General features: G+C 59.0%; 14 protein-coding genes. 9 read left to right on the top strand and 5 right to left on the bottom strand.

The features are described 5' to 3' along the window. The first annotated feature begins 547 nt into the window (after positions 1-547). Complete coding sequence (locus VN623_RS08360) at positions 548-1,342, top strand: DUF3800 domain-containing protein (RefSeq protein WP_325570014.1); 795 nt, start codon at positions 548-550, stop codon at positions 1,340-1,342. A gap of 673 nt (positions 1,343-2,015) precedes the next feature. On the opposite strand, the gene VN623_RS08355 is transcribed toward VN623_RS08360, so the two are convergent. The 4 genes from VN623_RS08355 to VN623_RS08340 form a co-directional block, all read right to left on the bottom strand. Beyond that, positions 2,016-2,411 carry an FYDLN acid domain-containing protein gene (locus tag VN623_RS08355; RefSeq protein ID WP_325570012.1) on the bottom strand — a complete coding sequence of 132 codons (396 nt, stop codon included), beginning with the start codon at positions 2,409-2,411 and terminating at the stop codon, positions 2,016-2,018. A gap of 91 nt (positions 2,412-2,502) precedes the next feature. Continuing rightward, complete coding sequence (locus tag VN623_RS08350; protein ID WP_325570010.1) at positions 2,503-2,730, bottom strand: hypothetical protein; 228 nt, start codon at positions 2,728-2,730, stop codon at positions 2,503-2,505. Between the two features lie 260 nt (positions 2,731-2,990). Continuing rightward, positions 2,991-3,119, bottom strand: a complete 129-nt coding sequence (locus VN623_RS08345) for a hypothetical protein (RefSeq protein ID WP_325570008.1) — start codon at positions 3,117-3,119, stop codon at positions 2,991-2,993. 61 nt (positions 3,120-3,180) lie between these two features. Next, positions 3,181-3,459, bottom strand: coding sequence for a hypothetical protein (locus tag VN623_RS08340; RefSeq protein ID WP_325570006.1), 279 nt, complete (start codon positions 3,457-3,459; stop codon positions 3,181-3,183). A 243-nt stretch (positions 3,460-3,702) separates the two neighbouring features. On the opposite strand from VN623_RS08340, the gene VN623_RS08335 reads away from it, so the two are divergent. The 3 genes from VN623_RS08335 to VN623_RS08325 all read left to right on the top strand — a co-directional run bounded on the left by VN623_RS08335 (position 3,703) and on the right by VN623_RS08325 (position 7,491). Next, positions 3,703-4,056, top strand: a complete 354-nt coding sequence (locus VN623_RS08335) for a lysozyme inhibitor LprI family protein (RefSeq protein ID WP_325570004.1) — start codon at positions 3,703-3,705, stop codon at positions 4,054-4,056. 153 nt (positions 4,057-4,209) lie between these two features. After that, positions 4,210-5,190, top strand: coding sequence for a sensor histidine kinase (locus VN623_RS08330; protein ID WP_325570002.1), 981 nt, complete (start codon positions 4,210-4,212; stop codon positions 5,188-5,190). A gap of 174 nt (positions 5,191-5,364) precedes the next feature. Beyond that, positions 5,365-7,491: a DUF1217 domain-containing protein gene (locus VN623_RS08325; RefSeq protein WP_325570000.1), complete on the top strand. Its 2,127-nt coding sequence runs from the start codon at positions 5,365-5,367 to the stop codon at positions 7,489-7,491. 41 nt (positions 7,492-7,532) lie between these two features. On the opposite strand, the gene VN623_RS08320 is transcribed toward VN623_RS08325, so the two are convergent. Continuing rightward, on the bottom strand, positions 7,533-7,820 hold the full coding sequence (locus VN623_RS08320; protein WP_325569998.1) for an usg protein: 288 nt from the start codon (positions 7,818-7,820) through the stop codon (positions 7,533-7,535). A gap of 221 nt (positions 7,821-8,041) precedes the next feature. On the opposite strand from VN623_RS08320, the gene VN623_RS08315 reads away from it, so the two are divergent. The 5 genes from VN623_RS08315 to VN623_RS08295 all read left to right on the top strand — a co-directional run. Next, positions 8,042-8,686: a MarC family protein gene (locus tag VN623_RS08315; RefSeq protein ID WP_325569996.1), complete on the top strand. Its 645-nt coding sequence runs from the start codon at positions 8,042-8,044 to the stop codon at positions 8,684-8,686. A 135-nt stretch (positions 8,687-8,821) separates the two neighbouring features. Further along, positions 8,822-9,229, top strand: a complete 408-nt coding sequence (locus tag VN623_RS08310; protein ID WP_325569994.1) for an adhesin — start codon at positions 8,822-8,824, stop codon at positions 9,227-9,229. Between the two features lie 30 nt (positions 9,230-9,259). Beyond that, the gene (locus VN623_RS08305) at positions 9,260-9,832 is read left to right on the top strand and encodes a GNAT family N-acetyltransferase (protein WP_325569992.1); all 573 of its coding nucleotides are present in this window, start codon (positions 9,260-9,262) and stop codon (positions 9,830-9,832) included. Positions 9,833-9,877: 45 nt separating this feature from the next. Further along, entirely contained in the window at positions 9,878-11,011 is a 1,134-nt protein-coding gene (locus VN623_RS08300; RefSeq protein ID WP_325569990.1) for a DNA repair exonuclease, read from the top strand. Further along, positions 11,008-11,669: AAA family ATPase (locus tag VN623_RS08295; RefSeq protein ID WP_414653189.1), on the top strand; the 662-nt coding region annotated here is incomplete at its 3' end. The genes VN623_RS08300 and VN623_RS08295, both read left to right, overlap by 4 nt.

Below are 11,669 nucleotides of genomic sequence, written 5' to 3'. Positions count from 1 at the left end.
CTGCGTTGGGGCGCGTCAGACAAAAGCGACGAGGCGTCGACGTGCAAGCGACGTGCGTCGGGGGCACAGCGCGGGAAGATGACGGAATATCGCTCGTGGTTTCACGAGCGTCGCCGGCCGCCGCGGGGTTAGGCTCAACTTGCAAGCCGCGAACCTGAGCATTGGTTTGCGTGGCGGTCGGGAACGTGCCGGGGACGACAGGAGTATGGCTCTGGTCAGCGAAAGCCTTCGAACCGCTCAGCTGATCCGCGAGCGGAAGTTGGAATCGTTCCGAAATGTGTCGAGCACGACGCTATCAAGACTTTGACCAACGCCGGTATGCTCACGCTTCCATGCTGAAAGACCGCTCAGAGCTACGTAGCTACCGATGCCGGTTGCTACCAGGGTGAGAAGCTGTTGCGCCCCGTCGATCATGATCAGCCTGTTTCGATGGAGAGTTGAACTACCGAAGGATATTTGATTCGATCGCGCGTAGTATTTGATTGAGTTAGTGAAAGGCGTAACCTTGAAATGTCCCTCGCGGCCGCCCGGCTGGGAACTTGTCTAAATGTATAGAGACGACACCAACATTTTCCATATTTACGTCGACGAGAGTAGCAAGAGCGATACCTACTTCGCGGTTGGGGCAATTCTCCTGCAGAAAGGGTCAGCGCGCGAGGTATCGGCTTTCATCAATGAGACGGCGCTCGCGCATAAATACCGTTCTGGCAAGGAAATTCACTGGAGTGCTATGGAGCGACCTGCACTCTGTAAGGAGCTTGGGACCTCCCTGATTGGGTTCACTCAAAAGAAGCCGAGGAAAATGCGCTACCGGGCTCTCGTAGTTGAGAGTAGGCACATCAACCGCGACCGATCCTCAGGCGAAACGATAGAAGACATCATCGCCAAGTTCGTTTTTACGTTGGTGTTCGAGATGGCAAAAGACGTTGGTACCAACGTCAAGTACTACGTCTACTACGACTCCCCGGATGGCCAAGAGCGTCAGGATGTTTCTACGCTATGCGCCTTGAACAATCGCTGCAAAACCAGATTCAAGGTCGCCACAGGGCCGTTTAAGGGATTCGAGTTTCTTAGGTCAGAGAACAGTCGCCTCATTCAGGCCGCTGACTTGATTACCGGTGCCGTCGCCTACGAAATGAACGGGAGGCACAATGCCCCTGGAGCGAACGCGGAAAAGCGGGACGTGTTCAACGCGATGCTCGCCGCTGCGAATCTGAAAACATTCACTTCACCGACAAAGCATTATCCACCGCAGTTTCAGATCCTGCACTTCGACTTCAGCAAGACCAAATTTACGCACTTCAAGCCGCAACGGCCCAAGCAACTGGACCTGCTGGACTGACGAGAACGCAGCTCGGTTCCATTAGCCGAATCCGGTTTTGGCTCTTAGCGGACCCGAATTCTTAACCCTCCGCACAACTCCCAATCCCAAACTTATCCCCGCTTTATCCGCATACCCCATACTCCCTCTCATCCCGCCGCGACTTGCAAGGGCGTGAACTCGAGCATGGGGTTTGCGTGCGGTTGGGAGCGTGCCGGGCTGCCAGCGATATCGGCGCGCCTGGGGATTCCTGCCGGCCGCGAGCGGGCCTCTTAGGAGGCGTCGCGGCTCAACTCCCGCGCCAACTCGAGATGCACGGGAGGATGGTGGGTTCGACGGCTCGAAAAGAGGTTCGCCTTTTTTCAGGTTGCGAGCGCCCTCGATGCCGGTTCATCCGTTGCGGGGAGCGTGAACAAGACTTGGCACTGCACGGGGCGGCGATGGCTGCATCCGAAATTATAAAACATGAGAGCGAGGCCGCGCCGCCCTGGACCTTGTTTGCTTGCGATCGGCGACTCCCTTTCGGGGAGCCGGCCGCCGATCGCGTTGGCTGTGGTGGCACTTGGATTGACGCAACCGACTCGCGTTCCGCGAGCCGGCCGGTTGCGCGGGAAGGGTGGCTGTGAGCAAGCAGGCATCGTGCAAAGCGAGCGTAGGCGCGCTCCTTCACTCTTCGTCGCGTGCGACTTTCAATCTAGGACGCTTCGTCCTTGTTGAGATCCTGACTGACAACGTCGCTTGTCGCGTCGTCGGATTCGTCGTCGACCTCGATCAATAGATCAGCCGCCGCGTTCGGCGTCGCGTCTTCTTCGTCCTCGTCGACTTCGGCCTCAACTGTAGCGTCATCAGAGTCCGCGACCGGAGCCGGGGCGTCCAATCGGTATGACTTGCCCTTCGGTCGCTTGCCGAGCATTTGGAATTCGTGGCGCAGAACAACGTGCGGCTCAACGGCCGCGCCACAGTAAGGGCAATCAGCCGGCTCCTTCTTCAAATCATAGAAGCGGCGGCCGCAATCATCATTCGTACAGGTTTGCTTTGTCCCACGACGTGCCGAAATTGTCGGACTGATCTGGACTTCGGTTTGAGACATGGTTTTCAGCTCCTCGCTGGGGTTCAAATTGGTGCCTTCGAGCACCCTGCAACAGCGAGATGCACACTGCGCTAGTTAAGGGTTCGAGACGTTAGTCGAGCACTATCGGATAGATTAGGCTCGACGACGATTGGCGGATTGCTATTCCATTTCTATTATCGACAAACAGCGTCAGCTTTCCTGACGAAGAAATCGCGCGTGCGTAGGCGACGGCATGAGACTTGATGGCGAATGCCAGCAGACACAGATTGCGCGGACCCCGTAGAACCGACCACATCTTGTCGCGTCGCTGACTGACGCGGATGAATCCATCTTTCATGCCGAAGTCCTAAACAGCCCCGCGCCGACGGCGCTAAAGGCATGAATGGATCGATCAAACCTGCGGCGATCGATTATCGAATGCTGCTTTCAGTATCAGCGAAAGGAACCGGCTGCTGTGCAGTTGGCGGTTTCCGAGCTGATTGCCTCGATGCGCCTCGGCTTTCGACAATGCGTCGGACGACATTCACCGCGAGGCTCGCGGACTTTGTCGTGCATATTCAGGCGAAGCGCACCGTAACACGCCGCCGATAGATCAACCTAACGTTTCTTTTTCAGACCGCCCTTAGCGGCTTCAATGCCGCCGAATGTCGACGTTTGAGGTGCCGGCTTGGGCTTATTGGCTTTAGGCTTTCTGATTTCGCGGCCTTTTTGCTGACCTTTAGGCATGGCGAATGTCCTCCGAAGTTTGAGATCTATGGAATGCGCTGAGTATCGGTTCGTCGACCGGCTACATGAGCGCCGGCCACTTATACCCTTGCTCGAGAAGCTCTAAGTAATGCTTCATGGCGGGTGCCTTGATCGACAGCTTATCGGAACGAAAATCGCCAACAAAAACTTCGATCTCATCCCGGCTGAACAGTCGAAGCGGATCTATATCGGTTAGTCCATTAGCCGCCCGGGATTCCGCGACGGCTCCGTTGTAAGCCTCGATCAGTTGAATGCTCCGCCGCCGGTCTTCCGGGGGCAATTGATCGAACGCTGCCAGCCATCCATTGAGTTCAACCATTGTCTTTGTCCGTGGTACAGACATTCGCTGTCGCCTCGTCATTCGCGCAGCACAGGTCAAGCCCGGTCGCTCGTGGCGTACAATTTGCGATTGCCATGATACACAATACCACCATCCCAGGGGCGAAGATATCGTTATGCCGGAGCAACCGCTTTGGTCCGCAGATGAGCCGGATTATGCCGTCTTCCCAAAGGTTCGGGCTTCGACTAGTAAATCGCGAGTTCCCGGTTTGGAGTTGCAAGCATGCGTTGGGTGTTGACCGCGATGGCCCTGGCCGCTTTGTCGGTTCCGAACGCGGCGCTCGCCGGTGATTACGCGCCTTTGAACTGCGCGAAAGCGAGTTCCCCCGCTGAACATGCGATTTGCAAATCCTATTCCTTGGGCCAGCGGGAAGCGCGGATGGCCACTCTCTATGGTGCCGCGACGTCGCTCGTGGCCATGGGTCAGCGCGGAAACATCGAAGACGCGCAGAGGACATGGTTGAAGGCCCGCGATACCTGCGGTGAGCGGGTTTCCTGCCTGAAAAGTGCCTACGATGATCGCATTCGAGCGTTGAACGACGTCGTCTCCGGTGTCGCCTCGCGCGGGCCGTTCTGAAGCGCCAGCTCTGGCGCCAAGGTCGCCCGCTGCCCGCTTTTTGTGCCTCGTTGTCGCGGAGCAGTTTCGAACCATTCTGCTCCGATCCGCGTTATTTGAGCGATGCAACCGTGGATCGCCAGACTTCATCGAACGGCGCTGGCTTCTCGATCGATGCCGGTCGCGCTGCGCTATTTGATCACAATTGCGATCGTCCTCGCCATTGTTTGGGCGCGAGTGCACTGGGGCGCCGGTGTGCAGGAGCGCTACCCATTCCTTGTGTTCATTCCTGTCATCCTTGCGTGCGGCGCGCTGCTCGATCGCGGCAACGGTTTTTTAGCCACCGCGCTAAGTACTGTCCTAGTCGATTATTACCTGTTGCCGCCGCTCGGCTCGATGACGGTGGCCAGCGGCGAAGATCAGGCGGCCCTTGCGCTATTCTTCTTTACTGGCGTTCTTATTTCGCTCGTCGTGGAAGCGCTGCATGTAGGTCTCGTAGACCTGATAATGGAGCGTGAGACTGCGCAAGTGGCGGTGAGAGACCGGGAGCTGCTGCTTAACGAGCTGGCCCATCGCACCCGCAACGATTTCGCGAATATTGTTACGTTGTTGAACCTTCAGTCGCGTTCCGCCGGAGAGGATGCACGAGAAGCCCTCGTGTCCGCGGCCGACCGCGTACAAACCATCGCCCGAGTGCACCGCCAGCTCGAGCTTCGTGATGACCACGTTGTGGTCGATACCAAATCCTATATCGGCGAATTATGCGCGGACCTGCGTTTGTCGCGACTCGCGATGCGGCCGGTTGCGATCGAGTGTATTGCTGAAAGTCATTCTATCAGCCTCGAAAAGGCGGTGCCGCTTGGGCTCATCATCAATGAATCGATTACCAATGCGGCCAAGCATGCCTTTCCTGATGAGCGTCAGGGTATCATCAAGGTGACGTTCGAGCGGGCGGGCGACGTCTATAAGCTCACCGTGGCCGACAACGGAATTGGTCAATCCGGTAAGCCGCGTGATGGTGGTCTCGGCAACCGGTTGGTGCAGATGCTTGCGGCGCAGCTCGACAGCAAGGTTGAGGTCGAGCCACGCGCTCCGGGAACGGCGGTTATCGTCACCATCGTCGTCAAGACTGCCAGAGCCCGCGCCCCGGGCTAGCCGGCTCGATGATGCGTGGCGGAGGGCTTCATTCGAATGCGGGCCTGCGCAAGCTTAAGCATTCATTCTCTCATTCTTCTCATTATCGGCGGTGCGATTCGCCCGTTGGCACTCGGATCGCAGCGGGCGTCATGGGTGTTGCCTGGAACTCGCGAAGCAAGGCAGACTGGGACGATGATCTCGACCTACTTATCGTATCGAAGCTACACGGCCGATCTTACGAAAACACTCACCCGGGTGTCTTTGGAGGCCCAGGTTTCACGCGATGCCCAGTACTACAAGGACAATATCGGCAAGGTAAAATCGGTCGACGATTTTATAGACAACACGCGCTTGTTCTCCTACGCGATGAAGGCCTATGGGCTGGAAGATATGACGTACGCCAAGGCCTTCATGCGCAAGGTGCTGGAGAGCGACGTCAACGACTCGAAGAGCTTCGTCGGGAAACTTACCGATCCGCGCTTCATGGCTTTGGCCAAGGCGTTCAACTTCTCGACGGACGGCACGGTCACCACTTCGCCGGTGGCAGCTCAAGAGACTGCCGACGAAAACGATACCATCGGCCTTTATTCAGAGCAGCGCATCAGGCTGGGGACGGCAGCTGCGAGCGGCGCCGAGTATTATCAAAACAACATCGGCACGGTCCGGTCGGTCGATGAGTTGCTTTCCCGTCCGCAGCTTCTGAATTACGCGCTCGTTGCCTACGGTCTGGATCCCAACATAACCTCCAACGTTACGCTTCGCGCCGTCCTGACGAGCGATCTGTCGGATCCCGGAAGCTACGCCAATCAGCTGACCAACCCAGGATATCGGGCGCTTGCGGCTGCATTCTCGTTCCAGCCCGATGGTTCCGTCGCGGCGGGCGAGACGGTTCAATCCAACGCGCAAATCCAAGACACGGTTTATCTCAACTACGATGCCACCGGCGCGGGCGCCAGTCCTGCGGGTGCCGCCTTCAAGACGAAATATTATCAAGACAATATTTCGAGCGTCACCACGGTCGATGACCTCTTGGCCAATAGCAAACTCATCGACTACGCCGTGACGGCATTCGGGCTCGATCCCGTCTTGCAGTCGAAAGCTACGCTCCGTGCCGTCCTGACGAGCGATCTCTCGGACCCCAACAGCGTTGCGAACAAGCAGGCATCGGCAAGTTATCGCGCGCTCGCGGCCGCATTCAATTTCCAAACCGACGGCACGATCGCTCCCGGAGCCGAGGTGCAGTCGGCGGATCAACTCAACAATGCCGTTGATCTTTATTCCGCCGATTATGATGACAGTGCCGTCAGCGCCGAGAATACCGAGACAGCTTATTATCAGCAGCGCATTGGCAGCATTACGTCGGTCGACGACCTATTGAATGACGGCCGACTTTACAATTACGTTTTGACTGCCTTCGGGCTCGATCCGAACTCGGAATCCAAGATGAGGCTGAAGCTGATTTTGGAAAGTGATCCCACAAATCCGGGCAGCTACGTCAACACCGTGCACAATGAAAGCTACAAGGCCCTCGCCGCCGCTTTCAATTTCGGTTCGGACGGCAAAGCTAAAACGGTCAGCAGCCCACAGACGAATAACGACCTGTCGTCCATAATCGGGCTCTACTCCGCGCAATCCGGTAGTGCCTCGCCGGACCAGACGACGGCCGAAAGTACCTATTACAGCGAGACGATAAGCAGCATCGGGTCCGTCGACGATTTCCTGAAGGATCAGCGCCTCGTTGCCTACGCGCTGCAGGCATACGGCTTCAAAGATCAGAACGTCTCCAATGATGTTCTGCGCAAAATTCTGACGAGCGATCCGCTCGATCCCAAGAGCTTCGTCAATCAGAAAGGCAATACGGACTTCAGGGCGCTGGCGACCGCTTTCAATTTCGGCTCGGACGGCAACGTCCTGCCCGTTCCTCAACTGCAGCCGCAGGATCGCAGCGACCTCGTCGCGACGTCTGACCTCTATCTGCGTCAATCCATGGAACAGGAAGCCGGCAGTGACAACGATGGCGTGCGTCTGGCATTATATTTCCAGCGCATGGCGCCGGCGATCACGTCACCTTTCAGCATTCTTGCCGATAAGGCGCTTTTGCAAGTCGTACAAACAGCGCTGGGCTTGCCGGTGGCAATGTCGAATGCCGACATCGACCTTCAGGCCAACATGATCACCAAAAAACTCGATCTGGCCGATCTGCAGGACCCGAAGAAACTCGAGAAATTCATCGCGCGGTTTTCTGCTTTGTATGATTTGAACAACTCGGACTCGAGCCCGCTCTCGCTGGCTACGATGTTATTCAGCCCGCCGAAATAATCTGCCGCCAACGGCAACCTTTTAAACCGGCCCGACGGCTTTCAATTGAGCTTGAATTCGGTGCCGACGAGCCTCAGCTCTGCCGGTCGTATCAGCTTTGAATGGGCGACCGTCACGCGGAACAGCTTGCCGTCAAGCTTGGCGATCCAAAAGTCGAGAAACGACTGCAGTTTCGGAAAGCGTGGGGCGGAATCGTATTCCTGCCAAATGTACGTCTGCAGCAGCGATGGATGATCGGGAAGGCGATAAAGGATTTCCGCAGTCGTAAGACTGAAACCTGCAAGCTGGGCGCGAAACCCGGCATCCCCTGATATGGTCCTTTCGGTCACGTACCAATCTCCCTAAGTAAGAGCGATTGTTTCCCCCTAATGACAATGATCCGTCGAGAATCGTTCCGTGTCTATAACGATCAGGCTTGTTAGCAGGAGCCGTTATCGAGTGCTTATGACCATTGCCGAAACGACCGGCGCGACACCGCACGCGGCGGCATCGCAGCCACCGCGTTGCTGCTCGTTCCGGCCTGGGATTCGCTTGGCAGTGGACGCCGCCGATGCTTGAAACCGCGCTCAGGAGTTTCACGACGTTCTTCGCGACCATCGGGCCGCTCGAAGCGGCCGTTATTTTTGCGACCTTGACGCCGAAGATGGCGTTCGCCGAGCGTCAGTCCATCGCCATCCGAGCGACGCTAATCGCGTCTGCGATCCTGGCGTTTTTCACATTGCTCGGCGGACCGATCCTCAATCAGCTCGGCGTCTCGATCGCCGCCCTGCAAACCGCCGGCGGCGTTATCCTGTTGGTCATCGCGATCGACATGATTTTCGCGCGGCCGGGCGGTTCGATCAAACTGACGCCGCCGGAAGGAGCCGAAGCGCAGTCGCGCGACGATGTTGCGGTGTTTCCGTTGGCGACGCCGTTGCTCGCCGGGCCCGGCGCGATGAGTGCCGGCATTCTGCTTGCGGCCAACGCGCACGGCGAGCCGCTCGGACTGGCGGTCGTCATGGGCGCGCTCGGCTCGGTGATGGTGTTGACGTTGGCGCTTCTTGTTCTTGCGCAGCAGTTGAGCCGCCTCTTGGGGGTCACGGCACAGCGCGTTCTGATCCGCGTCTTCGGAATTCTGCTCGCCGCGCTCGCGGTTCAGGCGCTGTTCAACGGCATCGGGGCATCGGGGCTGATACCCGGCGTAAAGCTCCCGTAACGCCGCTTCGAACTGGCTCGGACGTCCGTAAGCCTCGATCGCGACGGACGTTAGGACCTCCTTAACGCCACGCTGTTTCAATCCGGCACGACGCGTTGTGTCTCGTAGCAGTTTGTGGCGTTAAAGGCGTACCCCATGTTTGCGTTGGATTCCGGTTTCGTGCCGGCGAAGATCGTTCGCGCGGCTGCCGCGCCGTTTCTAATCATCTCCCTCGCGATTTTCCAGGCCGGATGCGCCTCCGACAGCAACGTCTATTATGCCAAGGCGCCGGTAGTTGCCGCCTACGTTGCGAAAGCGCCGGCGGGCGAAGTCGAGGCCGACGGGCTGCCAACACAGCCGCCGCCTTCGCCGCGCATTCGCCAAATGCCGGACGATCCGTCGGAGCCCTATAGCCGCAATTACGGTGGCCCAAATCCGGCGACGGCCGATGCGGCCCCGGTGGACGCTCAAAATCCTGTTCGGGTGGCAAAGGCCGCCATTCCTGCTGACCTGCCGGCCGGCTTTCGCAGACAGCTCGTCGCTGCGGTCAACAGCGCGGACTAGGCTCGTGCGCCGTGATACCGTGCGGGGCACATGACCGCCGCCGTCACGATCCATCGTTATCTCGACGTCACGCCGAGTTCGAAACTCAGTGATGAGATCGATGCGATATTTTTCGAAGCCAGCAATAGCAAATCGTTCGAGAGCGATGCGGCGCAGGCGGTCTTTCGCGAGCGCTGGCTCGGTCGCTACCTGCGCGACGATCCGCAATTTGTCTATCTTGCGTTCGCTGCGTCAGGAGATGTCGCCGGATATGTCGTCGGAGCAATCGACGATCCGGGCTTGAGCGAACGTTTCGCCGATATTGGCTACGTCGCCGCTTTCGGTGACCTCACGAGAAAATATCCTGCACATCTTCACATCAACCTCGCACCGGCGTTCCGCAATCGAGGCATCGGCGGACGGCTCATCGAGGCTTTTGTCACCGAGGCGACGCGGAGGGGCGCGCCGGGCGTTCACGTTGTGACAAGTGCTAATTCGGACAATGTGCGGTTTTATAACCGGAACGGATTTATCGAGGTTGCGCGCACCAAAGACAGCACTCCGCTCGTTTTCCTTGCGCGCACGCTAGCGCCAGTTGTCCACACCATTGCCGATCCCGATTAGTCTTCACTTGAACTTGCAAGCCGAAGCAGGAAAGGTCTCGAACGCATGACCTTCCGCTTCATCCATACATCCGATTGGCATATCGCCAAGCCATTCCGCCGTTTCGAGCCGGCGCTTGCGGGCGAGCTAGCGGCGGCGCGGCTCGGCATCGTCGCGCGGATCGCGGACATCGCCCGCCGCCAGGGTGCGCAGCACGTTGTCGTCGCCGGTGACATCTTCGATTCCGAGTTGATTGCCACGATCGACATTCGGCGTGCGCTGGCGCGGCTCGCGGAGCTAAGCGATCTGACGTGGCTCTTGATGCCCGGCAATCACGATCCGGCGCGCATCAGCGGCGTCTGGGATCAGGTCGTGCGCATCGGGGCACCGGCGAACGTGGTCGTCCTCGATAAAGCCGTGCCTCACGCTTTAGGCCGCGAGGCGGTGCTGCTGCCGTCGCCGTTGACGTCCAAAGACCCAGGCCGCGACATCACGGATTGGATGGACATCGCGGTGACGCCGCCGGGTGTCGCGCGCATCGGCCTTGCGCATGGTTCTGTGCGCGGCTTCGGCAGCGACGACACGGCGGCTCTGCGACTGGCGCCGGATCGCGCCAAGCGCGCCGGCCTCAGCTATCTCGCCCTTGGCGATTGGCATGGCGTCGAGAGTGTCGCGCAAAACACGTGGTACTCCGGCACGCCGGAGCCCGATCAATATCCTGACAACGAGCCCGGCTACGTGCTTTCGGTCGTGCTCGAAGAGGCGAAGCTCGCGACCGTCGAGAAGTTGCGAAGCAGCGAATTCACTTGGGTTGGGATGGATCGCGCAATCCATAGCGTGGCCGACCTCGCGACTGTCGAGCGCGACCTTGAAGCTTCCGCATTATCGCTCGGCAAAACGCTGGTGCATCTGAGGCTCACTGGACATCTTTCGCTCACCGAACGTGCCGCGCTCCAATCCTGGCGCGAAGTCTGGAGTGCGCGGCTGCGTTTCCTCGATCTCGACGACAAGGCGTTGGCGGTGAATCCGGAAGCGGCGGATTTCGAAGCTCTCGGCCTCACCGGGCAGCTTTTGGAAGCGGCGCGCCAGCTTGCCGCGATCGGCTCCGATGCGGACAGTCCACAACAGGCTCACGCTGCGACGGCGCTGCTGCGTCTCGCCGGATTTGCCGCCGAAGCACGACACGAGGCAAAACCGTGAAGCTTCTCGCACTCCGTGTCGCGGCCTTCCGGCGATTTGCGCAACCGGCCGCCGTCGAGGGTTTCGGTGACGGCATCAACGTCCTCGCCGGGCCGAACGAAATGGGCAAGTCGACGCTCTTTCGCGCGCTCGAAGCTGCGTTTCTCACGCGCTACAAAGTGACTGGCGCGGCACTCGACGACATGCGTCCGCATGCGGGCGGCGAGCCTTTGGTCGAAGCCGAATTCGAAGCCCAGGGTCGGCGCTGGTCGATCCGCAAGCAATTCGGGCGCGGAGCCAGTGCTGTTCTGACGGACGTCAGCACCGGCAAAGACGTGGCTCGCAACGCCGAAGCTGAGGAACGCTTGGCGTTGCTGACCGGCCGATCGGGCGACCTTCCCGGTGGTCTCGGTCTTGTTTGGGTCCGCCAGCAGCGCTCGCTATTGCCGCCCGACCCGGACACGGACCCCGAAAACGGAAAAGAAAAATCGCGCGGCGAGCGTGCGGTGCTGCGCGATTTGATTGGGCGAGAAATCGAGGCGGCCGCGGCGGGCGACGCGTTCGAGATCGTTCGGGACAAAGCCAAGCGGGCGCTCGATCAGCTGCGGACGCCGACGCGCATGGTCAAGAAGGACGGTCCGCTGTTCAAGGCGCTAGCGGCCGCCGACGAGGCGCGGGT

The organism is Hyphomicrobium sp. (genome assembly GCF_035572195.1).
Classification (GTDB): Bacteria; Pseudomonadota; Alphaproteobacteria; order Rhizobiales; family Hyphomicrobiaceae; genus Hyphomicrobium_B.
Note: the sequence above shows the minus strand (reverse complement) of the source record. Positions and strands in the feature narration are given on the sequence as shown.

Bases quoted from the DNA above. Each gene is read 5' to 3' on its own strand.
- VN623_RS08330 (WP_325570002.1), top strand. From the start codon at position 4,210: ATGCCGGTCGCGCTGCGCTATTTGATCACAATTGCGATCGTCCTCGCC.
- VN623_RS08310 (WP_325569994.1), top strand. From the start codon at position 8,822: ATGTTTGCGTTGGATTCCGGTTTCGTGCCGGCGAAGATCGTTCGCGCG.
- VN623_RS08355 (WP_325570012.1), bottom strand. From the start codon at position 2,411: ATGTCTCAAACCGAAGTCCAGATCAGTCCGACAATTTCGGCACGTCGT.
- VN623_RS08345 (WP_325570008.1), bottom strand. From the start codon at position 3,119: ATGCCTAAAGGTCAGCAAAAAGGCCGCGAAATCAGAAAGCCTAAAGCC.
- VN623_RS08360 (WP_325570014.1), top strand. From the start codon at position 548: ATGTATAGAGACGACACCAACATTTTCCATATTTACGTCGACGAGAGT.
- VN623_RS08350 (WP_325570010.1), bottom strand. From the start codon at position 2,730: ATGAAAGATGGATTCATCCGCGTCAGTCAGCGACGCGACAAGATGTGG.
- VN623_RS08315 (WP_325569996.1), top strand. From the start codon at position 8,042: ATGCTTGAAACCGCGCTCAGGAGTTTCACGACGTTCTTCGCGACCATC.
- VN623_RS08335 (WP_325570004.1), top strand. From the start codon at position 3,703: ATGCGTTGGGTGTTGACCGCGATGGCCCTGGCCGCTTTGTCGGTTCCG.
- VN623_RS08340 (WP_325570006.1), bottom strand. From the start codon at position 3,459: ATGGTTGAACTCAATGGATGGCTGGCAGCGTTCGATCAATTGCCCCCG.
- VN623_RS08300 (WP_325569990.1), top strand. From the start codon at position 9,878: ATGACCTTCCGCTTCATCCATACATCCGATTGGCATATCGCCAAGCCA.
- VN623_RS08305 (WP_325569992.1), top strand. From the start codon at position 9,260: ATGACCGCCGCCGTCACGATCCATCGTTATCTCGACGTCACGCCGAGT.
- VN623_RS08325 (WP_325570000.1), top strand. From the start codon at position 5,365: ATGATCTCGACCTACTTATCGTATCGAAGCTACACGGCCGATCTTACG.